Origin of the sequence: Oikeobacillus pervagus, assembly GCF_030813365.1 — a bacterium.
Lineage (GTDB): Bacteria > Bacillota > Bacilli > Bacillales > DSM-23947 > Oikeobacillus > Oikeobacillus pervagus.
In genome coordinates this window covers 32,718-55,833 of the sequence record NZ_JAUSUC010000018.1, presented here as the reverse complement: position 1 = coordinate 55,833, position 23,116 = coordinate 32,718, and the positions used below count along the sequence as shown (strand labels likewise).

At 36.1% G+C, this 23,116-nt stretch carries 17 protein-coding genes and 1 riboswitch; of the genes, 15 read left to right on the top strand and 2 right to left on the bottom strand.

Annotation, left to right across the window (positions count from 1 at the left end; genetic code table 11):
- Positions 1 to 93 precede the first annotated feature (93 nt).
- The 10 genes from brnQ to J2S13_RS08675 all read left to right on the top strand — a co-directional run bounded on the left by brnQ (position 94) and on the right by J2S13_RS08675 (position 14,818).
- Positions 94 to 1,422, top strand: a complete 1,329-nt coding sequence (gene brnQ, locus J2S13_RS08720) for a branched-chain amino acid transport system II carrier protein (protein WP_307257348.1) — start codon at positions 94 to 96, stop codon at positions 1,420 to 1,422.
- A gap of 131 nt (positions 1,423 to 1,553) precedes the next feature.
- Positions 1,554 to 2,510: a peptide-methionine (S)-S-oxide reductase MsrA gene (msrA, locus tag J2S13_RS08715; RefSeq protein ID WP_307257347.1), complete on the top strand. Its 957-nt coding sequence runs from the start codon at positions 1,554 to 1,556 to the stop codon at positions 2,508 to 2,510.
- A gap of 237 nt (positions 2,511 to 2,747) precedes the next feature.
- The gene (locus tag J2S13_RS08710; protein WP_307257346.1) at positions 2,748 to 3,788 is read left to right on the top strand and encodes a DUF5105 domain-containing protein; all 1,041 of its coding nucleotides are present in this window, start codon (positions 2,748 to 2,750) and stop codon (positions 3,786 to 3,788) included.
- Positions 3,789 to 3,797: 9 nt separating this feature from the next.
- Positions 3,798 to 4,934 carry a YvbJ-related protein gene (locus J2S13_RS08705; RefSeq protein WP_307257345.1) on the top strand — a complete coding sequence of 379 codons (1,137 nt, stop codon included), beginning with the start codon at positions 3,798 to 3,800 and terminating at the stop codon, positions 4,932 to 4,934.
- 183 nt (positions 4,935 to 5,117) lie between these two features.
- A complete protein-coding gene (locus J2S13_RS08700; RefSeq protein ID WP_307257344.1) occupies positions 5,118 to 7,190 on the top strand; it encodes a methyl-accepting chemotaxis protein in 2,073 nt (690 codons plus the stop codon).
- 141 nt (positions 7,191 to 7,331) lie between these two features.
- Positions 7,332 to 7,727 (top strand): (deoxy)nucleoside triphosphate pyrophosphohydrolase, encoded by a 396-nt coding sequence (locus J2S13_RS08695; RefSeq protein ID WP_307257343.1) that lies wholly within the window; start codon positions 7,332 to 7,334, stop codon positions 7,725 to 7,727.
- A 361-nt stretch (positions 7,728 to 8,088) separates the two neighbouring features.
- Positions 8,089 to 10,977: a DEAD/DEAH box helicase gene (locus J2S13_RS08690; protein ID WP_307257342.1), complete on the top strand. Its 2,889-nt coding sequence runs from the start codon at positions 8,089 to 8,091 to the stop codon at positions 10,975 to 10,977.
- Positions 10,978 to 11,089: 112 nt separating this feature from the next.
- Positions 11,090 to 12,010, top strand: a complete 921-nt coding sequence (locus J2S13_RS08685) for a 1,4-dihydroxy-2-naphthoate polyprenyltransferase (protein WP_370874000.1) — start codon at positions 11,090 to 11,092, stop codon at positions 12,008 to 12,010.
- Between the two features lie 124 nt (positions 12,011 to 12,134).
- Positions 12,135 to 13,067, top strand: a complete 933-nt coding sequence (locus tag J2S13_RS08680) for a manganese-dependent inorganic pyrophosphatase (protein WP_307257341.1) — start codon at positions 12,135 to 12,137, stop codon at positions 13,065 to 13,067.
- 222 nt (positions 13,068 to 13,289) lie between these two features.
- Positions 13,290 to 13,397, top strand: a riboswitch (SAM riboswitch).
- Between the two features lie 128 nt (positions 13,398 to 13,525).
- On the top strand, positions 13,526 to 14,818 hold the full coding sequence (locus J2S13_RS08675; protein WP_307257357.1) for a Na+/H+ antiporter NhaC family protein: 1,293 nt from the start codon (positions 13,526 to 13,528) through the stop codon (positions 14,816 to 14,818).
- Between the two features lie 12 nt (positions 14,819 to 14,830).
- Here J2S13_RS08675 and pepT read toward each other — a convergent pair whose 3' ends face one another.
- The gene (gene pepT / locus J2S13_RS08670; RefSeq protein ID WP_307257340.1) at positions 14,831 to 16,075 is read right to left on the bottom strand and encodes a peptidase T; all 1,245 of its coding nucleotides are present in this window, start codon (positions 16,073 to 16,075) and stop codon (positions 14,831 to 14,833) included.
- A 445-nt stretch (positions 16,076 to 16,520) separates the two neighbouring features.
- On the opposite strand from pepT, the gene J2S13_RS08665 reads away from it, so the two are divergent.
- The 5 genes from J2S13_RS08665 to J2S13_RS08645 all read left to right on the top strand — a co-directional run bounded on the left by J2S13_RS08665 (position 16,521) and on the right by J2S13_RS08645 (position 22,653).
- A complete protein-coding gene (locus tag J2S13_RS08665) occupies positions 16,521 to 18,194 on the top strand; it encodes a PAS domain S-box protein (protein ID WP_307257339.1) in 1,674 nt (557 codons plus the stop codon).
- A 279-nt stretch (positions 18,195 to 18,473) separates the two neighbouring features.
- Complete coding sequence (locus J2S13_RS08660; protein ID WP_307257338.1) at positions 18,474 to 19,166, top strand: response regulator transcription factor; 693 nt, start codon at positions 18,474 to 18,476, stop codon at positions 19,164 to 19,166.
- Complete coding sequence (locus tag J2S13_RS08655; RefSeq protein ID WP_307257337.1) at positions 19,144 to 21,405, top strand: sensor histidine kinase; 2,262 nt, start codon at positions 19,144 to 19,146, stop codon at positions 21,403 to 21,405. The genes J2S13_RS08660 and J2S13_RS08655 overlap by 23 nt, the downstream gene beginning before the upstream one ends.
- A gap of 447 nt (positions 21,406 to 21,852) precedes the next feature.
- On the top strand, positions 21,853 to 22,203 hold the full coding sequence (locus tag J2S13_RS08650; protein WP_307257336.1) for an ASCH domain-containing protein: 351 nt from the start codon (positions 21,853 to 21,855) through the stop codon (positions 22,201 to 22,203).
- 18 nt (positions 22,204 to 22,221) lie between these two features.
- A complete protein-coding gene (locus tag J2S13_RS08645; RefSeq protein ID WP_307257335.1) occupies positions 22,222 to 22,653 on the top strand; it encodes a DUF2269 family protein in 432 nt (143 codons plus the stop codon).
- Positions 22,654 to 22,864: 211 nt separating this feature from the next.
- On the opposite strand, the gene J2S13_RS08640 is transcribed toward J2S13_RS08645, so the two are convergent.
- The gene (locus tag J2S13_RS08640; RefSeq protein WP_307257334.1) at positions 22,865 to 23,044 is read right to left on the bottom strand and encodes a small acid-soluble spore protein H; all 180 of its coding nucleotides are present in this window, start codon (positions 23,042 to 23,044) and stop codon (positions 22,865 to 22,867) included.
- Between the last annotated feature and the right edge of the window lie 72 nt (positions 23,045 to 23,116).

Here is a 23,116-nt window from a genome sequence, read left to right as displayed (position 1 = left end):
TCTCAGTCGAAAACTACGAAATCCGTACGCCGATGGGCAAGGCGCTTACGCATTTGTTCTTTTTTTAAAATAACAATAAAGGGAGAGATTACGTTGAGAAGATTAGACACCTTATTTATTGGATTTATGTTATTTTCTATGTTTTTCGGGGCTGGAAACTTGATCTTTCCACCTGTCCTTGGTGCAGGTTCTGGGACATCTTTTTGGCTAGCGATCCTTGGATTTGTCGTAACGGGAGTTGGTCTTCCGTTTGCGGTCTTGCTTGCTGTTTCACTTGCAAAAGGTGGAATGCAAAGTATTGGGAATCGTGTTCATCCTGTTTTCAGTACTGTTTTTATGGTGGCGGTTTATTTATGCATTGGTCCATTCTTGGCAATCCCAAGAAATGCAAATGTCGCATTTGAAATGGGAGTGACACCTTTTCTTCATCACTCAGTAAATAGTAAGTTGTTTTTGTTATTATTTACGATTTTATTTTTTATCCTCGTATATGTTGTAAGCTTAAACCCTACTAAGATGGAAAAGTATATGGGAAAATGGATTACTCCTACTCTATTAATTGCCATGGTTGTGTTATGTACAGTTGGCTTTGGAAAACTAGATGCACCATTTCAATCACCTTCTTCTACATATCAATCTGGAGCATTCTTTACCGGATTCCTAGAAGGGTATAACACAATGGATGCTCTTGCTTCAGTTGCATTTGGAATTGTAATCCTTACGGCTATTCAAAAAAGAGGAATTCGTGATGGAAAGCAATTAAGAAACTACACATTGAAAGCAAGTGTCATTGCGGGATTATTATTATCTGCCGTTTATGTTAGTTTAGCGTTAATTGGTGCGAAAATGGTAGGAAATGGATCATTTGAAAATGGAACCGATATCCTTTCAGCCGCTGCAACCCTTTTGCTTGGGAAAAACGGAACTGTCTTGCTTGGTTTAATCTTTACTCTTGCTTGCTTTACGACAGTAGTAGGATTAACAACAGCCTGTGGTCATTATTTTTCAAACTTAATTCCAAAGGTTGGGTATAAAACAGTCGTTTTAATGGTTACCATTGTTGGCTTTACGTTATCAAACCTTGGTCTTAATCATATCTTAAAGTTTTCAGTGCCATTTCTAGTCACAGCCTATCCACTAACGATTGTATTAATCACATTAACCTTTTTTAATCATTTGTTTACACAACCTAAAAAAGTATATGGAAGCGCGATTTTATTTACAGGGTTTTTCGCTTTAATCGGGGGACTCAATGCATTTGGTTTAGACTTAGGGCCACTTCAAACAATGAAAGACAAACTCCCCCTTTCCGACGTAGGCCTAGAATGGATCCTACCAGCCCTTGTCGGAACATGTATTGGATTATACCTAAGCAAATTCCATCATAAAGTCGTAGTGAAGGAAATGGAAATAAAAGCATAGTGCTAAAAGCATAGTGCCAGGCACCATCCAGAAAATGGGTGGTGTTTGTTTCACTTTGCAGTATTGTCACGTTATAATTGGGGTTAAGGTAAGTAGTTTTCGATTAAGTTGTTAAAGGAGTTGGAGTCAAAATGTCTAGTCAATGGCAATTGGCAACATTTGCGGGTGGTTGTTTCTGGTGTATGGTTTCGCCTTTTGATGAGCAGCCGGGCATTAAAGAAGTAATCTCTGGTTATACGGGAGGACATACGGAAAACCCTACATATGAGGAAGTATGTACGGGTACAACGGGGCATTATGAAGCAGTACAAATTACGTTTGATCCCAAAATTTTTCCGTATGAAAAATTATTAGAAATCTATTGGCAGCAAATTGATCCAACTGATGAGGGAGGACAATTTAATGATAGGGGATCATCCTATCAAACGGCTATTTTTTACCATAATGAAGAACAACGGAAACTTGCCGAAGACTCAAAGGCAAATCTTGAAGCGAGTGGCCGTTTCCAAAAGCCGATCGTCACGAAGATTCTTCCTGCTGCACATTTTTACAAAGGAGAGGAAAGACACCAGCATTATTATAAAAAGAATGCCTTTCATTATAATTTATACAAAGAAGGTTCGGGAAGAGCGTCATTTATTCGAGAACATTGGAAAAATCGCAAAAGTGATGAACAATTAAGGGAAGAACTTACGCCTATTCAATACGAAGTAACAAGAAATAATGCGACAGAGCCGCCATTTCATAATGAATACTGGAATCATAAGGAAGACGGGATTTATGTCGATATTATTTCAGGTGAGCCGCTCTTTAGTTCAAGGGATAAATATGATGCCGGCTGCGGATGGCCTAGCTTTACGAAACCACTTCGACGGTCGGAAATTGCCGAGAAATTAGATACTTCCCATGGGATGAGACGGATTGAAGTTCGCTCGAAAACATCCGACTCCCATCTTGGACATGTCTTCGATGATGGACCCGGACCAGACCATGCTAGATACTGCATCAATTCAGCCTCTTTGCGTTTCATACCAAAAGAAAAATTACTAGAAGAAGGATATGGCCAGTTTTTAAGTTTATTTGAGTGAATAAATAAAAAGGTGCCAGGTAACATCCAAAAACTGGATGGTGCCTGGCACCTTCCTTCATTTTCCCTAATTTAAATGATGTACCTATCATAAAGGTTGTTAATTTGGATAGTAATATATAACTATTTTGGTAATTTATGAGAAAATATGGTAGCGGATAGTATAAAATTATAGTGGGAAAAGAACCGGGATATTGGGTTACATATTGGACATGTATTTTTCGGGAGGGATTCGCACATGGGGAAAAAGGGTTATTTTTTTGTATTTTTATTGGGGATGATGATGGTTTTATCAGCTTGTTCTGGAAAGACAGAAAAAGCATCTAGTGTGAAAAGTAAACAAATTGAGGCGACGATAGAAAATGCATCTTACATCATTCCAAGTGCTTTAGAGGATAAAAATCAAGATGTGATGGCTGTTAATTTAAGTGTAAAAAATGTATCAAAAAAACCAATCATGTTATTAGACAAGGTTAAGTTATATGACGAAGAAGGCGTGGAAATCAGTAGTAAACTTGAGTATTACGATGATGCTGTGGGGTTAGAAAATAACCATAGCGGTAATATTGGAGCCGGAAAAATTAAAAAAATATTATGTATTTTTGAAGCGGAGAAGGATAAAGAGTATGAAATGGGATTACTTCCGATGTCTGCTGATTATGAGGGAGAACAGGAGGAAGTACTGTTAAAATTTGATACGAAAAAGTACGCAAAAACCCATTCTACATTAAAAGATCCTGAAAAGGCATTCCAGGCATACATTGACCAAATTTATTTGGATAAGGAAAATAAAAATTACGAAAAGCTTGTAAATGCGGATAAACCGGCTTTAAAAGAATCATTCAAAAAGACATTTAATGAAAGCATCAAAAAATTATTCACTGAAGAAATTCCTGATGAGGAGTTAGAAGAGTTATTCGTTACTTATCATAAAGTATTAGTAGAGAAAGCAAAGGTTACCGCGGAAACACATGCTCACGCAAATGATAAAGCGATCGTTACCTTTGATGTGACGACCGTTCCGATTAACTATGAATTGTATGATGTTATAAGAAAATATGAAAATGAATTTCGAGAAAATACAGGTAGCTTTGATCGAAAGGAAAGACAAAAATATGCCCTATCAAAATTTGAAACCATTATTAATTCTCAGGAATTAAAGTCAAATGATAGGAAAATACAGGTGTCATTAACGAAAAAGGATGGGAAATGGATCATAGAAAATGTAAATAAATATGGTGATAGTTTGGATGATGTTATTATTAAAGGAGATTTTTAATAGTAAGTTATGAGGATTGAAAATAAAAAATGGTTATTTGTTTTTTTATTAATGGTCGTAATATCCAGTGTTATGATCCTGTGGATTCAGCCATCTAAACAACCCAAAGAGATCCTAAGGGATTTTGAACAAGCTGTGAAACAAGAGGATTCTGAAATATTGAAAAAGTGGGTCATTGTCGACGACCATCAAGCGGAAATCAATGAGGCATCCCTAAACGCCATGATTACGTATTTAAAAGAAAATAAGAGTAGTTATGAAGCGATAAAAGAAAGTTTGGAAGATCAAGTGAATGAGAAAGAATTCACTCCAACTAATCAACAAATCAGCTTGATTGAGGACGGAAAGATGGCGGGTATATGGCCGAAATATAAACTATTTGTTAAAACTGCCAGTATAAAAGTAATCGGACAGGAAGTTGATGACAAAATTAGCCTTTCTTTTCACAATACCGGTAAGTCCATGAAGAAGAAGGATGGCTATCTTTTTGGTGCTGTTTTACCAGGTACTTATCAACTCGATTTGCGGATGCAAAATAAACTAGGAGTTTTTTTAGAAAAAAAGAAAGTGGACATTTGGAGTGGGAGTAAGCAAGTCAGTCTAATCATGGATCCGCATAAGCTCATTCAGAAAGATAAGAGTGTAAGGGAAAAAATCATCTCTGCCATCCATGTCTTTAATCAAGACTTGGCCGCCTATTATTCAAGCGGTTTTAACCAAAGACATTTAACAAATTTGACAGAAGAGTTAAAAAAGGACAGCTTACTGCCCAAAGAAAGTCTTGAAATCGTAAATAAGCATGTAGACGAATTTCAATTGCAGTATTTAAGTGCAATCGTGAATATTGAGGATGTAGATATTCAAAAACTTCAAAAGGGGTGGACGGCTGAGACTAAAGCATTCGTTTCCTATAAGAATAGGCTTAAAATTCGTGGAGATGAATTATATGAGCATACAACTTTTAAAAAAATGAGGACATTTACATTAATATACGATGAAAAGAGGAAGCAATGGCTCGTGGATGATGTGTTCGAAGTAGACTCAAATGGATTCGAAGTAGACAGCTGGAAAAAACCCGTGAAACTAAAGGGAGAAAATTTACCAGCTTCCAAGTGGAAACCAAATGGCGTGGGAGAAACGTTATAATCATAGAATAAATTTTCAATTAGTGGGGGCTCCTTGCAACCCCCACTTTTAGATTTCCAGAAAAATGGATGGTGCCTGGCACCTGTATATTTTTTTAAAACTCGTAATTTTTGGACTTTTCCTGAATTGCTTCATTTTGGTGGAGTTATTCCGATATTGTAGGCAGAAGGGAGAAGGTATAAGGTGGCTGTTATAAAAGAACGTAAAGGTAGTATAAAGGGATTATCGATCCGGACAAAAGGGATATTATTTTTGTCTGCTTCGGTACTACTTGCTGTTGCTATTACTGTCATATTTAATTACATAACAATTAGCGATATCTTAAAAAAAGATGATATGAAACATGGAGTATATAATGCCAAAAATGCCGCTGCATTTGTAGAAAAAGATCTTGGTAAATATGACTCTTCCATTAAACAAATGGCTAGTCTTCTATCTCTACAAATGAATGAAGAGGGTTTCATTGGGCAAATGGAAAAGGAAATCAAGTCTATTCGTAAAGAAGATCCAATGTTAACTTCGGTTTACTTTATGGATTTTACTACAGGAAAGTTACATATTTCCCCATATGCAAAAGTGGATAAGGATGTCAGAGAGACGAAGTCATATCGATTATTAAAAGAACATCCAGAAACAACATGGGTCGGAGTGTATAAAGATATTGTGACAAGTAAAATGATGACATCTGTTATTACCCCCGTTTTTTCCAAAGGTAATATGGTGGGGGCATTAGGATATGACATCGATTTATCTAATATTGCTTTATTAAGAGAAAAGATTGAAAAGGAATCCAACAGTAAACTAATTATTTTAGATGATCAAGGTTTTATCATTAGCTCTTTTATAGAGAATGCAGATGGTAAAAATATGAATCCGGAAAAGAGCGGAACAGTAGAAGGTGTAGAAGACTTAATTGAAGACTCGAAGAAATTTCATTCGGCATTTAGTTGGGTGAATGAGATGAATCAAAAGTCTCCCAATACTTCTCATGATTTCTCTTGGAATGGAGAAAAATACAAGAGACATAGTGCAACTATTTTTGGGCTAAATTGGAATGTTATCTCCTTGACACCAGAAGCTATTTTTTTCGACAAAATCAGTAAGTTTCAAAAAGTTAGTGGGTTGTCTATTCTAGTCGGATTAGCTATCGGAGTGATTTTCGCAATTATTATTGCTTGGAGGCTTAATAAGTTAATTCGTTATTTCCAAACAGTCATAGGAAAGACAGCAGAAGGGGATTTAGTGTCAGAATTAGAGATTCATTCTAAAGATGAGCTCGGACAACTTGCAGTTAGCTATAATGAAATGCTCTATAAAATGAGACAATTAATATTTAAAATTACAACTAATGTTAGTTCAGTAAATCATGCAGCAGAGGGTTTAACCACCATAGCCAATGAAAACAATCAATCTATAGAAGAAATTACTCAAGCGGTTGAAGAAATTGCGGTTGGAACAGGAAATCAAACTGGAGAGATTGACAAGGGAACAAAAGCGATTCATGATTTAAGTGGACAGATTGGAAACTTGTTAAATCAATCAAATCAAATTGAATTCACAATGAAAGACGCAGCAAATGAAATCGATAGTGGAAATCGTCAAGTAGGGAACTTAGAGAAATCCTATTGTAAATTAGAACAGTCCTTTGAGAAAGTGACTGAAATGATCTCAAAGTTTGACGAAAGGTCACATTCAATTACTCGTGTCACAAAGGCTATTGAACAAATTGCAGAACAAACTAATTTACTTTCCCTAAATGCTTCTATTGAAGCTGCAAGAGCTGGTGAGCATGGAAAGGGATTTGCCGTGGTAGCTAATGAGGTTCGTAATTTAGCAGAAGAATCAAAAAGAGCTGCAAATGATATTCATGATATGGCCAAAGATATGGTGGTGAACACGAAAGAACTAGTAGAAGTAATGAATGAGACAAATACAATCAGTATTGACCAGAAAGATGCTGTGAGAATGGCGAGTGCGGCGATGGATAAATTAACTGAATCCTTACAGAGTATGATGGGGTCCATAGAAGAAGAAATGCATAGCATTCATTCAATCCAAGAGGAGAAGGAAATGGTCGTGAAGATGATCGAGGAAATTTCAGCTGTTTCACAACAGACGACAGCTTCCACTGAGGAAATCAGCTCCGCTATGGAAGAACAAGCAGCATCTACAAACGAGGTTACCCGCCATGCCATACAGCTTAACCAACTAATAGAAGAATTAAATGGGGCTCTTAGACAATTTCAAATAAAGTAAACTAAAGGTGTTAGGTATTATTCAAAAAATGGATGATAGCTAGCTTTTCTAGACTTCGTTATGAGGACAGAAAACGATGGGGCTAGAAAGGTAAAAACGAAAATAGCGCTTGAAACTAGGCATATTTCATAGGAGGACGAAATGAAAAAAAATATCTATGTCGTTGGAGCTGTCATTATTGAAAAAGGGAAAATTTTATGTGCACAAAGGGGGCCAGATAAGAGTTTATCTCTAAAATGGGAGTTTCCAGGAGGAAAGATAGAGAAAGGCGAAACACCTCAAGAGGCGTTGCGCCGCGAAATTGAAGAAGAAATGCTTTGCAAAGTCGAAATTGGGGAACAAGTTGAACATACGGCCTATGAATATGATTTTGGAATTGTTCATTTAACTACCTTCCGTTGTAAGCTAGTGGAAGGCCAACCGGAATTAACTGAGCATGTAGCCATTAAGTGGCTGGAACCCAGTGAACTCCTAAATTTAGACTGGGCCCCTGCAGATATTCCCGCGATTGAAAAATTGGTGAACGTCACTTCATGATGATTAGGTAAAATGATTTTTTGCTATTCACAATTTGTGAATAGTTTTTTTGTTGTTTCTTTCAATCATTGTGAAAAGTGAAAGTAGCGCAAATATAATCGGGAAATACGCAAATACGAAGGGAAATAATCAAATCCTTTTGGGAAATAAACATAAATCTTAGGAAATAATCATATCGCCTCGGGAAATACGCAAATACCCCAAGGAAATACGCAAATCCTGCAAATCTTAAATCTACTCCCCATAACTGTGCTCCCCCTTCTAAAAAATACCTTGAAACCCAAAGATTTAAATTATGATTGCTCTACTAAAACAGGAGGATTACAATAAATATATTAATTTGGTAATGTATGGTGATCATATGGAAAATTTTATAGGAAAATTGGAAGCTTCTTTACATAAGGGGTTTATCGATCATAAGTATACTCAATCGGGAAACTATAAACCTAGATTATTAATTAATCATTCGCAAAAAAATGAAAATGTCTTAACTTCATTGCTGGAGGAACTGGAAAGTTGTGAGTCTTTTCTTTTTTCTGTTGCTTTTATTACAGAGAGCGGATTGGCTACTTTAAAATCACATTTTCTTGACCTTAAAAGAAAAGGAATTAAAGGGCGAATCTTAACTTCTACCTTTTTGAACTTTAACCAGCCAAAAATGTTTAAAGAATTAATGAAAATCAAAAATGTTGAAGTAAGGTTGACGGATTTGCAAGGGTTTCATTCAAAGGGGTATATTTTTCAGAATAAAACCCATTATTCTTTAATTGTAGGGAGTTCCAATCTAACGGCTCATGCTTTAAAAGTCAACTATGAATGGAATGTAAAATTAACTTCTCATGAAAATGGGGAAATCGTTCACCATTTTAAAAATCAATTTGAAGAAGTATGGAAAGAAGCAGAGCCTTTATCAGAGAGATGGATTGAGAACTATAAAAAAACATATAAGCAAATAACCGAACCAAAATTAATCGACCGAGTAGTGGAATTACCAATCAAGTATGAAACAAATTCCATCAAAGAGGCTCTCGAAATTGTACCAAATAAAATGCAACAGGCTGCCTTAAAAGAAATTCAAGCAGTTCGTGATGCTGGGGAACAAAAAGGTTTAGTCATTTCAGCTACTGGAACAGGGAAAACCTATCTTTCTGCTTTTGATGTACGCCGCTTTGCTCCAAGACGAATGCTCTTTATCGTTCACCGCGAACAGATTCTTAAAAAGGCTCAAGCGGATTATAAAAAGGTTCTTGGTGGGTATGATAAAGATTTTGGAATTTTATCGGGGTCAAATAGGCAGACGGATGCTAAGTATTTATTTGCGACCATCCAGACGATTTCAAAAGAGGAAAATTTACAACAATTTCATCGTGAAGAATTTGATTATATTCTGATCGATGAAGTTCATAAAGCAGGTGCCTCGTCTTACCAAAAAGTTATGGAATATTTCCAACCGAAATTTTTATTAGGAATGACAGCGACACCAGAGCGTACAGATGATTTTAATATTTATGAACTCTTTGATTACAATATTGCTTACGAAATTCGTCTGCAAGAAGCACTTGAAGAAGATATGCTATGTCCTTTTCATTATTTTGGTGTAACTGATTGGGAATGGAACGGGGAAATGATGGATGAGACCACTCTTTTATCCAAGCTTGTGACCGAAGAACGTGTCCAGCATATTTTAGAAAAGGTGGAGTATTACGGCTTTTCTGGTGAAGAGGTAAAAGGGTTAATATTTTGTAGTCGTAAAGAAGAAGCAAAACAATTATCACAATTATTCAATCAAAAGGGTTTCCGCACAGTGGCGTTAACAGGGGAAGATTCTCAAGAAGTAAGGGAATCTAATATTTCTAAATTAGAAAATGGTGAACTTGATTATATTCTAACCGTTGATATTTTTAATGAGGGGATTGATATTCCGAGTATTAATCAAGTAGTTATGTTGAGACAAACCCAATCCAGTATTATTTTCATCCAACAGCTTGGGCGGGGACTGCGTAAACATTCTACAAAAGATTATGTAACCATTATTGATTTTATTGGAAATTATAAAAAGAATTATTTAATTCCGATTGCACTTTCAGGGGATCGTTCCCAAAACAAAGATCGTATTCGTCGAAAGACAAATGATACAAGTTTTATTAAAGGTGTATCTACGATTAATTTTGAGGAAATAGCGAAAAAACGAATTTTTTCAGCAATCGATCAAAGTAATTTGACGACGTTAAAGATCTTAAAAGAGGCTTATGTGGAACTAAAAAATCGATTAGGGAGAATCCCCTATCTATACGATTTTCTAGATAATCACTCACTAGATCCGGTTGTGGTTGCGACTAAGTATCATAACTATTATCAATTTTTATTAAAAATGAAAGAAGATCTTCCATTATTAAGTTCATATGAAAATAAAGTGTTAACGATGCTATCATTGGAAATTTTAAATGGGAAGAGAAAACACGAAATTATCTTATTGGAATTGTTGCTGGAAAAAGGAGAAATTCAACAGGATGAATATATCCGTCAGCTAGTCAAATTTCGTTGCCGCATTGATTCAGCTACTTTAGAATCGGTCAAACGGGTTCTGGATCTTTCTTTTTTTACCCAAAGTGATCGAAAAAAATATGGAGAAAAGCCGCTTGTTACTTTGAATTCCCATAATATCTACGCTTTTTGTCAGAATCTGCAAGAACGTCTAAAGGCTAATGACTATTTCCGGCATTTAATAGAGGACATTGTGCGCAGTGCTAAAGAGAAGAGCAAGTTGTATAAATGCGAGGAATCGTTGACATTATATGAAAAGTATTCTAGGAAAGATGTTTGTAAATTATTAAATTGGCCTAAAGATGAAAGTTCTACTGTCTATGGTTACAAAACGAAAGATCAAACATGTCCGATCTTTATTACTTATCATAAACAAAGTGATGTTGAAGCCAGTGTGAATTATGAGGACGAATTCTTAAGTCAAGATGTATTGAAATGGTATACAAGAAGCAATAGAACCCTAAAGTCTGAAGAAGTAAAAAAAATCATTTACGCAGAGGATCATCATATCGATATCCATATCTTTGTGAAAAAAGACGATGACGAAGGAAAAGATTTTTATTACTTAGGAAAAGCAAAACCTGATCAACAAAGCGTACAACAAGATATAATGAAAGACGAAAATAAAAAACCCGTCGTACATATGAACATGATAATGGAAAAAGCACTCGACCCTAAGTTATATCAATATATTAAGAGTAGCTAGATTTACCCAATTTCTGGATGGTGCCTGGCACCATCCAGATTTTCCACTTGTAAATGTCGTTGGGTTTTCTTTATGATGGGTATATAAGGATTATTTTAGAAAGGACATTCGTATGAAAATGGAATCGATTGAATCGGTAAGTAGGGGGAAATTGTTGTGGCAATTGACACGTCCACATACGTTGACTGCTTCGATTGTCCCGGTGTTAATTGGCACGGTTCTTGCTATGTTCTATGCGGATCATCACGCAGGTTTATTTATTGCGATGCTTCTTGCCTGTTTATTGCTCCAAATTGCTACTAATTTATTTAATGAATATTATGATTTTAAGCGTGGTTTAGATACTGAGGATTCTGTTGGGATTGGTGGTGCGATCGTTCGCCATGGAATGAGTCCGAAGACGGTATTAAATATGGCTTTAGGATCATATGGAATTGCTCTTTTATTAGGTTTGTATATTTGTATGAATACGAGCTGGTGGCTGGCTCTTATTGGGATTTTAGGAATGATGGTCGGGTATTTTTATACAGGAGGACCACTGCCAATTGCCTATACGCCTTTTGGTGAATTATTTTCTGGGTTATGTATGGGTTCTGTCTTTATATTAATTGCTTTTTATATTCAAACAGGTTCGGTTACGACTGAGAGTATTCTTCTATCTGTCCCCATCGGAATTTTAGTAGGGGCGATTAATTTATCCAATAATATTCGTGATATTGAGGAGGATACATTAGGTGGTCGAAATACATTGGCGATTCTTGTAGGGAGAAAAGGGGCTATTTATATATTAGGCGCTATGTTTGCCGTCTCTTATATTTGGATGATTGGGCTTGTAGTGACAGGAGTCGTGAGCCCGTGGCTGCTACTCGTTCTCCTTAGCTTTCCAAAACCCGTACAAGCTTTAAAAGGCTTCTTTAATGAGGTGCAGTCCCCTTTACAAGTAATCCTAGCGATGAAAGCGACAGCCCAAACCAATACAATCTTTGGTATTCTTTTGTCCATCGGCCTATGCATTAGTTATATCATTCAATAAAATAGTGCTAGGTATCACCCAAAAAATGGATGGTGCCTGGCACCTTGTCAAATTCATGGAATTCTGGAAAAATAGAGTTTGACTATACTAACCAAAATCTATGAGAAAAAGAGGGAGTTGGACCATGAGCAAAACACTGATTTTTGGACATAAAAATCCTGATACTGATTCTATTTGTTCTGTTATTGCCTATGAAAAATTGAAAAGTGAATTAGGAATTGAAGTAGAAGCGGTTCGCCTAGGTGAAGTAAACCAAGAAACCCAATATGCATTGGACTATTTCAAAGTGGACGCACCTCGACTTGTTCAAACCGTTGCGAATGAAGTTGACCAAGTCATTCTGATTGACCATAATGAATTCCAACAAAGTGCAGATGACATCGAAAAAGTTCGAATTTTGGAAGTAATTGATCATCACCGTATTGCGAATTTCCAAACAGGCGATCCTTTATATTACCGTGCAGAACCAGTTGGCTGTTCGGCAACCATTTTAAATAAAATTTATAAGGAAAAAAATGTACAAGTGAAAAAAGAGATTGCTGGATTAATGCTATCAGCGATTATTTCTGACACTCTTTTATTCAAATCTCCAACATGTACAGATGAAGATGTAGCAGCTGCAAAAGAATTAGCAGCCATTGCTGGAGTAGATGCCGAAAAATATGGCCTTGATATGTTAAAAGCAGGAGCAGATTTGAAAGATAAGACAGCGAAAGAATTAATCGGCCTAGATGCAAAGGAGTTCCAAATGGGTGATTCCAAAGTAGAAATTGCACAAGTTAATGCTGTCGATGTTAATGAAATTTTAGCCCGTCAAGAGGAGCTAGAAACAACATTGACAGAAGTGATTTCTGAAAAACAACTAGATTTATTCCTGCTTGTTGTAACCGATATTTTAAATAGTAATTCAACGGCCTTAGCTCTTGGTGAAAAAGCATCAGCTGTAGAAAAGGCATATAATGTATCCCTGGATCAAAATAAAGCATTATTAGAGGGCGTTGTTTCACGTAAAAAACAAATTGTTCCCGTATTAACAGATGTCCTTTCCAACATGTAATATAAAATAGTTCTAAAAAACGCCTGACTCCTTTTCACATATTTGAAAGGGACGGGCATTTTTTGTCTCTAAAATTGGAAAATAATCCCTCATTATAAAATTATTTTTATTCCTTTTTATCCCCCATAAAATACATCCATTCAAATTCTTATCTATAGGTTGCGAAAATATCGAAATTACTGTATCCTTTATATTACTTTATAAATGAGAATATGGATAATCTTCTTATCAAGAGAGATGGAGGGACTGGCCCGATGAAATCTCGGCAGCGGACTCAAGTTTAGAGTGCTGTGCCAAATCCAGCGAGCAGAAATGCTTGGTAGATAAGAGGAGTGTTTTATAAAAAATTATAAGACCTCTTCTTGAAACATTGGCAAGAAGTGGTCTTTTTTGTATAGAGAAAAGACTAAGTCCATTTCTTCATTATGAAAAAAATTTGTGAGGTGATCATCTTGAGTGTGGACAAAAAGGGAAATCCGTGGGCTTTATTTCCGTTTCTCGTTTTTTTAACCCTATTTATCGGGTCCGGAATCATTACGGGTGATTTTTACAGTTTTCCAGTAATCGTGGCCATTGCTATTTCGGCTGCAGTGGCATTAGCGATGAATCATAAAGAGTCCTTTTATAAGAAGGTGGATGTTTTCTGCCGTGGGGCAGGGAATACAAATATTATGTTAATGGTGATGATCTTCCTTTTGGCTGGGGCTTTTTCTGAAGTCGCCAAAGGGATGGGAGCGGTCGATTCCACTGTGAATCTAGCATTATCTGTTGTCCCGCAAAACTTGTTAATGGTCGGAATGTTCATTATCGCTTGCTTTATTTCCTTATCCATGGGAACATCGATGGGAACGATTGTGGCGTTAGCTCCTATTGGGGTTGGAATTAGTGAGCAAACCGATATTTCACTAGCACTCTCAATGGCAACGGTCATTGGTGGGTCAATGTTTGGCGATAATCTTTCATTTATTTCTGATACAACGATTGCTGCTGTTCGTACTCAAAATACGAAAATGAAAGATAAATTTAAGGTAAACTTTTGGATTGTCTTGCCCGCAGCGATCGTCACTTGTGTGATACTTGGACTCTTAACGATGGGTCAACATGCGGAAATTACACAGCATTCTTATGACTGGGTGAAAATTTTACCTTATTTATGTGTACTGATCACCGCTTTAATTGGGATCAACGTCCTTCTCGTCCTATCGATTGGGATCATATTTGCAGGGGTTGTAGGCTTAGTAGATGGAAGTTATCAAGTCATGAGTGTCATTCAGCAAGTTGGGGAAGGGATGGCCGGAATGTATGAAATCGCCTTCCTAGCTATTCTGATTGCTGGGATGGTGGAAGTGATCCGGCATAATGGCGGAATTGACTTCATCCTTTATGCGGTGACGAAAAATATTAAATCGAAAAAAGGGGCAGAATTTAGCATAGCAAGTTTAATTGGATTGACTGATTTATCAACGGCTAATAACACAATTTCAATTATTATTGCGGGTCCACTTGTTAAAAATATTGCAGATCAATATGATATTGACCCACGAAAATCGGCTAGTTTATTAGACATTTTTTCATGCAGTATCCAAGGATTAATCCCGTACGGAGCACAATTACTTGTAGCGGCGGAAATCGCCAAAATTTCACCTGTTAGCCTATTGCCATATTCCTACTATCCAATTTTAATTGGGATTTGTGGGGTCATCGCGATCCTGATCGGATATCCGAAATTTTCAACACAAGGAAACAAGTAAAAGCAGCGGATTTTATTTCCCGCTGCTTGCTTTACTTTCTGTTAGTTTAATGATTTCAACGACGACATTTGTAGCCTTGATCATATTATCGACAGAAATATATTCAAATCGACCGTGGAAGTTTTCCCCACCTGTAAAAATATTCGGTGTCGGCAGTCCCATATAAGAAAGCTGGGAACCGTCCGTACCACCGCGAATAGGAGATATCTTCGGTTCAATGTTTAAATTTTTCATTGCTTCATAGGCAATATCGACAATTTCCTTTACGGGTTCAATTTTTTCCCCCATATTGTAATATTGATCGTTCATCTCTAAAATGATTCGTTCTTCTCCATATTGTTCTTGTAACTGAGCAACTATTTTTTTAATGGTTGCCTTTCTGTCATTGAATTTTTCACGGTCAAAGTCTCGAATAATATAATGCAATCTAGTCTCTTCTACATCTCCATTGAATGAAAGAAGATGGTAGAAGCCTTCATATCCTTCTGTAAATTCAGGAGCATCCTTAGATGGAAGTTGTTGATGAAATTCCATGGCCATTTTAGCGGAATGGATCATTTTCCCTTTCGCTGTACCTGGATGGACGTTCTTCCCTTTGAACGTGATCTTCGCTGCCGCCGCATTAAAGCTTTCGTACTCTAATTCGCCTAATGGTCCACCGTCGACCGTGTAAGCATATTGTGCATTAAAAGCTTCTACATCAAATTTATGAGGTCCTCTTCCAATTTCTTCATCTGGTGTGAATGCTACGCGAACTTTCCCATGCTTGATCTCTGGATGTTGAATGAGATAGGCCATCGCTGTCATAATTTCGGTGACCCCTGATTTGTTGTCAGCGCCAAGAAGAGTGGTTCCATCTGTTGTAACCAGCGTATGACCTTGATAATTTGCGAGTTCTGGAAAATCCTTCGGTGATAAAACAATATTTAAATCTTTATTTAATATAATGTCTTTTCCATCGTAGTTTTCAACGATTTGTGGCCGGACATTTTTCCCTGTAAAGTCTGTAGCTGTATCGACATGAGCAAGAAAGCCGATGGTTGGAACCACTTTTTCCGTGTTCGCAGGGAGTGTTGCCATAACGTAGCCATTTTCATCGATAGTCACTTCCTTCATCCCTATGGACTTTAACTCCTCTACTAGCATATTGGCAAGGGTTAACTGACCCGGAGTGGAAGGACATGTATCGCTATTTTCATTTGATTGCGTGTCCACTTTTACATAGGTCGTAAATCTCTCAATGATTTCATTTTTCATGATTGTCATCTCCTTAAATCATTCCATTTTTTATCTTACCATATCGTTAACAGGGTATACACTTTGTTGAAGGGGAAATATAATAAAGTCCCTTTTTTTGACATCCTTTTACCATTAAAAAAACAAAACCCCTGTTTCTTGTGTTTTACATCATAATCCAGCCTGTTTTTCTATTTTGCTATAATAAATTTTATTGTATATAAAGGATTTTGAGCATAGATGTCGAATTTTTTATACAATCTAGTTTGACACTATAGTAGTAGTGATAACAGACCTCAAATAGCCATTTTAAAATACGAAATTTTCAGATAAATGATAAAAATTTTGGTCATCACTATAAGGGGGGTATTCGATGGAAATAAAAACAGACATCCTTCATAGATATAAATAATTTTACGATAAATCTTCAGTGCCCTATTTAGTAAAAGATCAAGAAAAGTGGTTATTGGCTAATCAAGCTGCATTAAATCTTTTAGCATTAGATTCAGAGGAGCAGATTATTGGAACAAACGTGAATCAGTGGATTTTATGTAATAACTTCTCTGTCTACAAGATGGATCAACCCTTTCCTAGGCATTTAAATCAAACATGGTTCATCAATTCGGGTGAATATGTGAAAATGGAGGTGACATTGCTCCCACTACCTTTTGACGAAGAAGCACAATTAACCCAAGTATTTATTAAGGAAAGTGATCAAATTAAATTACAATTGGATAAATACAAATTGATAGCCGATCATACAACAGATATGGTGAGCATACTAGATTTGCAAGGGAGAATTGTCTATTCGTCTCCCACTTATGACAAGGTAACCGGTTATTCCTCCACAGACCATATTGGATATTCCCCTTTTGATTTTGTTCATCCTGAAGAGCGGGATGAAATTCACACCAAATTTATAGAATTAATACAGAATCAGGAAACAACTACTGTTGAATTTCGCTATAAGAAATCTGAAGGGGATTATATTTGGCTTGAGACCTATGGAATTCCTGTAGTAGATGAAGGAACCGTATTAAATGTAATTGTCGTTTCACGTGATGTAACAGTGAGAAGAGAGGCAGAAGAAAGGCTAAAAAGAAACGAATATAAACAAAGAATGATTTTGGATCATATAAGTGATCTCATTAGTGTTGTCAATTCAGAGGGAATATATGAATATGTGTCTCCATCGTATAAAAAAATATTAGGGTATGAACCGAACAGTATTCTCGGGAAAAGCATATACACTTGCATTAACTCAGAAGATCAACAACTCATGAAGGAGACGATCGAAGTTCTGAAAAAAAATAAGAAGTCTCCACCTGTTCGCTATAGAAAAATGGATGTGAAAGGACGAATTATTTTACTAGAAGGAATAGGAATGCCTATATTGAATGATAAGGGTGAAATGGATCAATTCGTTATTATTTCAAGAGATATGACAGAAAAGGTGAAAGCTGAACAAGCCAAGATTAATGAAGAAAAATTATTTGTATTAGGGGAATTAGTTGCAGGAATTGCTCATGAGGTGCGAAACCCCTTAACGACAATAAAGGGATTTCTCCAATTAATTACTCCCCATGATGATGGAGAATTTCTGGAATATGCCAAAATAACGATGGAAGAAATTAATCGAATTGAACAAGTCGTGAGTAGATTCATGATTTTGGCTAAACCATTTTCAGAGTTTAGGGAAAATATAAATATAAAACGATTAATTGAGGAATCTATTCAATTATTAAAACGTCAAGGCATTCTTAATAAAAATCGAACAAAGGTCATAGTTGAGATGGATCAACCCGCTTATCTTGCATGTGATCCTATTCTAATAAAAGAGGCGCTAGTGAATATTTTGGAGAATGCAATTGAAGCTGAAGCAACAAAGATTACGATTTCTGTGAAGGAAGAGAACCAACAGTTGAAAATGATTGTCACGGATAATGGTCTCGGTGTTGAAGAGGCGAGACTCAAAACATTAGGTGAACCTTTTTATAGTAATAAAGAACGAGGGATCGGTTTGGGGTTAACGATATCCAACCGAATTATTACAAACCACTATGGAAAAATGGATTTTCACAGCAAAGTAGGAGAAGGAACAGCTGTATCAATCGCTTTACCTTTGAAGATTGAAATATAAATTTTTTTGGGCTATCCGTAGTGCAAGGAACCTATTCTTAAAACACTATATATGGTTGATATTTTTTTAATATATAGTGTAAATGTACCGGGTTCTCTGCATTGGGACGGCCCTTTTTTCGCTATTACGAATCTAAAAATGAATGAAACCTACCGAAAAACCTACAAATTAAGAAATTCTTCATAATTTCCCTTACTGGATGTTAAGATTTACTCTTTATACTGTTTATAAATCAAGGAAAATACTTGTAATATATTTTGGAAAGGAGTGTGAAATGAAATGGAATCTTTTTTTGTTTTAGTTGTAGATGATGAAGAAGAAATACGAGATGCGATTGAAATTTATTTAAAAAATGAAGGCATCACCGTTATAAAAGCAAAAGACGGAATTGAAGCCATTGAAAAACTAGATGAACATACAATTCATCTGATTATTTTAGATGTGATGATGCCTAGATTAGATGGAATTGCGACGACATTTAAAATCCGGGAAGAAAAGAATATCCCCATTATTATGTTAAGTGCCAAAAGCGAGGACACAGACAAAGTATTAGGTCTACAAGTGGGAGCCGATGATTATGTCACCAAACCATTTAATCCGTTAGAGCTAATCGCCCGTGTAAAATCACAACTAAGAAGATATATGATGTTAGGAACATACGAAGGAATCCAACAAGTGATTGATGTCCATGGTCTGACATTAGACCAATCCGCCAAAGAAGTGGCAGTGAATGGAGAACCGGTAAAATTAACACCGATTGAATATAAAATAATGGAGTTATTAATGATTCATGCAGGGCGAGTATTTTCTATTGGAGAGATTTATGAACGAGTGTGGAAAGAACCATCATTCAATGCAGAAAATACAGTAGCTGTCCATATACGTAAAATTAGGGAAAAAATTGAAATAGATCCTAAAAATCCGAGGTACTTAAAGGTGGTATGGGGAATTGGATATAAAATTGAAAAATAAAATTCTGCTTGTTTTGTGGATCGTGATGCTAAGTCTGGGATTGAGTGGGTTCATTTACGGCCTTTTTAATATAGATAAATTTGGTAGTAAATCTTATTTTCAGTCAGATGAATTTAGCAGTGATTTAAAGCAATTTACCGATTACTTAAGTATGTATGAATTTAATAAGATGACAGAAAAAGAAGCTGTGAAAAAGATTACTGTAACAGCAGATGAAATTGAAACATATCGTCATGTATATGGTACATTACCAGAACAAATTGAAAGTATCAAAAGTCAATACGATGATAAAATTCAATTTGCCCGAGAGGAAAACAATCAAGAAGTAGCAGATGCTTATATGGCGGAGCGGGATCAAAAGATAGCAGAAATCAAGAAAAACTTTTCAGAAACGGAGTACGTAAAGTCTAAAATTATTGCAGCAAAGAAAAAGGCGATCCATCAATATTTTCAGGAAAAGGAAAGCTCTCGTTGGAACTATGAAAACTATAAGACAGCTTTTAAATACTATTTGCAAGATACGAAAACAAAGGAGATTTATACCAATGTAAAAATCCCAAAAGGTGAATCAGTTGAGAACTATTTAGATGATAAAAATAGTTTATACATTATTACGTATCCGTCAAAAGAGCAAGGTTACTTCTTTAATGCACAGAACGGTCTGGCGATTGACTTAATGGATGAACTTGGTCGTAACCTTTATGAAGAATATTCTGGAAAGGTAGATTCAGAGCAATCTATAATGGCCCCTATTGGAAAGGAAGGGACCTTCACCGGGAAAATTGCGGTGTATAAATCAGCGCCCTCCACCCATCCAGTTATGAAAAGTTATCTTAACTACCAAAAGAATACAAAGGTCATTTATATCGTTTCCTTTATTGGAGTTCTCTTCTTACTTATTAGTGTTTTCTTATATAAAAAAACAACAGTAAGTCGAACTGCTTTAAGTGAAAGATGGCTTCCGTATTATCATAAAATCCCAATTGACCTTGCTGTATTCATCTTTGTGCTCTCCATCATCTTGACGTTGATCCTATTAGATAAAGGGATTTATGATTACTGGGGCTCCTACTTAAGGGAAACGATCATGCTCCTGATGCTACAAGTATTATTTCTAGCGGCTGTCATCATTCAGGGACATCTCTTATATATACGAGTAAAGAGGGGGAGTTTTATAGAGGATTTAAGAAAAAGCCTTATATATCATTTATTTTGTTGGATGAAAGAGGCTTTCCTTATACGAAGTGTTGGTGTGCAGGCCCTTATTATACTTATGATTATCTTCGGACTTGGTGCTGGGGCAGGAATGGTACTTATCCAATATGAATTAATTATTCTCTATGCCTTATTTTTTCTTGTCATTGGGCTTCCGACCCTGTTATTACTTGTGAGATCTATAGGTAATTTTAACCAAATTATACTTTTTACAGAATCCTTAGTAAATGGAGATACAACCCAAAAGATATTAATAAAAGGGAAATCTATTTTTGCAAAGGAAGCAAATTATTTAAATTGCTTAAAACAAGAAGTGAAACAATCACGAAAGGCTCAAGCGAAAAGCGAAAGATTGAAAACGGAACTTATTACTAATGTTAGTCATGATTTGCGTACTCCTTTAACGTCTATTATTACGTATACTGAATTATTAAAATCACCAGAAATAGCGGAGGAAGATCGTAATACTTATATTCAAATTATCGATCGAAAGTCACAAAGATTAAAAATCCTGATCGATGATTTATTTGAAGCGTCTAAAATGGCGAGCGGCAATATGGAAATTGAAAAGGAAAAGGTTGATATCAATCAACTTTTACAGCAATCTTTAGCAGAATATAATGAGATGATTGGAAATTCAACATTACAATTTCGGGTTTCGACTCCTGAAACACCAGTATATGCGATGGTTGATGGGCAAAAGCTGTGGAGAGTATTTGATAATTTAATAGGAAATATTATAAAGTATTCCTTAAATCATACAAGGGTCTATATTAACGTCAAAACAACAGAAGAATTGGCGATCATCACGTTTAAAAATGTGACAAAATATGAGCTTGGAGAAAATGTCGATGAATTATTTGAGCGCTTTAAACGTGGAGATACATCCCGTCATACGGATGGATCAGGCCTAGGTCTTGCTATTGCCAAATCGATAGTAGACCTTCATGGCGGAAGCTTGGAGATCGACCTAGATGGAGATTTATTTAAAGTAACAGTGCAAATCGATAGAATTGATAGATAAGGATTTGAGATTGTCATATTAAGGAAATTTACATTGAAAGATATTAAGATTTATTTTTTGCTAAAAAGAAGCAGTCAACAAATGGCCGATTGTCTCACTGTCATTTATTTCACTCCAAGACAGAATGGTTATTAGATATAAAGTTTGCGAGGACAAAGCTCCACGGGGAACAGGCTTGGGAAGTGGATTTGAGTATTTCCCACATAGATTTGCACGTTTCCCATGAACAATTGCGCAACTCCTGACCGGATTTGCGCTTGTTCTCTGTCCTTTTGCATATTTCCCGTATTTAATGAGTATTCCCCGTATTTATTTGCACATCGATCCCTGTTACTCTCCCTTTGTATCCTATTTAACTGTACAGGTAGGCTTTAGTTTAAAATGTGTTGAAATCATGATAGGATAAAAAAGAAATCAACATTTGGAAGGCATAAGGAGGAATTATTAATGAGTAATGAACATGAAAACAATGCATTACCACCGAAAACATGTACGATTGAACGCCTTGTTACGATAGAGGATGATGTGAAAAAGGTCATTGCAGGAGAAAAAACTGCTACTCGCCGTAATGGTAGATATGCAGATGTTGGCGAAATCATGGAACTGGAAGGCCATAAATTTGTTATTGATCGTGTCTATTCCCAATCTTTAGGGGAATTAACGGACGAAAATGCTCGTCAGGAAGGTTATAAAAGCGTTGAGGATTATAAACAAACGATTCTTTCTATGCACCCAGGAATGCCTTGGCTTCCACAAATGAGAGTTTGGGTTCATGAATTTAGCCCTGTTCAAGACTAACGAAGATGAGAAACTAGTATGTACCGTGTACTTCTTTACATTCATATCGTTAGTGCCATTCTTTCTATAGGACCATTTTTTGTTTTACTCCCTTTAATTAGAAAACTACGCATTGGGAAAGGGAATGTGCAGCAAGCCTATTTGGATTCCTTTCGCTTTGTAGTTAGACTAAGTAAACATGCCGGTCATGTACTAGTAGTATCTGGGGTTTTATTAGTTTTCATGAGTTCGTGGACTTGGAAAACCTCTTGGATTTTGATGACTGTTGCGATTATGGTAAGTTCCCTCTATTTTTTAGCGAGGGCTTTCTCACCTACTATTCGCAAGTTTGCTGATCCAAAACATGATCAAGAGTTATTAATAAGGAAACTGAAGCGTTCTTTAATCATGTATATCGGTCTATTATTAGTTATGCTCTGGTTTATGGTTACAAAGCCGGTATTTTGGTAGCGATAAAAAAACGAGGTAATCCTGACCAAGTTTAGGATCCCTCGTTTTTATTTTCGCTTAGGAATTATAAAATTTAGAATGGTGTATCACTCTTTAAAAATGATGTCCACTTCCAACTTCAACTCGTGAACGACCTCGCTGTGTTCCCTTTATCTCAGTCTAAACTTGCGAAATCCGTACGCCGATGATCGAGGCACTTTCGCATTTCTAGTTAATGTTCTATTAGTTGGTTAAGTGAGACACTTTGTTCATTTTCTGGTTGGTCTAATGGATAAATTCTTGCTGTTTGGTTTTGTTCATCAACATTTTGGATGTATATAGAAGTGCCATTATAAGTGACGTTTGCCATTACTGGAGAGGAAGCAATTTCCTTCGCACGTTGTATATTCAATGTTTCAACCTCCCTTCATGAAAGATAACTATATTATTTCCTTTAAGAAAAAAGGTATTCCCGCCTTATCGA

What these genes read in the sequence shown, in the direction of transcription:
- J2S13_RS08650 (WP_307257336.1), top strand. Translation starts at nt 21,853, where the DNA reads ATGAGTAATGAACATGAAAACAATGCATTACCACCGAAAACATGTACG.
- msrA (WP_307257347.1), top strand. Translation starts at nt 1,554, where the DNA reads ATGTCTAGTCAATGGCAATTGGCAACATTTGCGGGTGGTTGTTTCTGG.
- J2S13_RS08710 (WP_307257346.1), top strand. Translation starts at nt 2,748, where the DNA reads ATGGGGAAAAAGGGTTATTTTTTTGTATTTTTATTGGGGATGATGATG.
- J2S13_RS08690 (WP_307257342.1), top strand. Translation starts at nt 8,089, where the DNA reads ATGGAAAATTTTATAGGAAAATTGGAAGCTTCTTTACATAAGGGGTTT.
- J2S13_RS08705 (WP_307257345.1), top strand. Translation starts at nt 3,798, where the DNA reads ATGAGGATTGAAAATAAAAAATGGTTATTTGTTTTTTTATTAATGGTC.
- pepT (WP_307257340.1), bottom strand. Translation starts at nt 16,075, where the DNA reads ATGAAAAATGAAATCATTGAGAGATTTACGACCTATGTAAAAGTGGAC.
- J2S13_RS08645 (WP_307257335.1), top strand. Translation starts at nt 22,222, where the DNA reads ATGTACCGTGTACTTCTTTACATTCATATCGTTAGTGCCATTCTTTCT.
- J2S13_RS08695 (WP_307257343.1), top strand. Translation starts at nt 7,332, where the DNA reads ATGAAAAAAAATATCTATGTCGTTGGAGCTGTCATTATTGAAAAAGGG.
- J2S13_RS08680 (WP_307257341.1), top strand. Translation starts at nt 12,135, where the DNA reads ATGAGCAAAACACTGATTTTTGGACATAAAAATCCTGATACTGATTCT.
- J2S13_RS08685 (WP_370874000.1), top strand. Translation starts at nt 11,090, where the DNA reads ATGAAAATGGAATCGATTGAATCGGTAAGTAGGGGGAAATTGTTGTGG.
- J2S13_RS08660 (WP_307257338.1), top strand. Translation starts at nt 18,474, where the DNA reads ATGGAATCTTTTTTTGTTTTAGTTGTAGATGATGAAGAAGAAATACGA.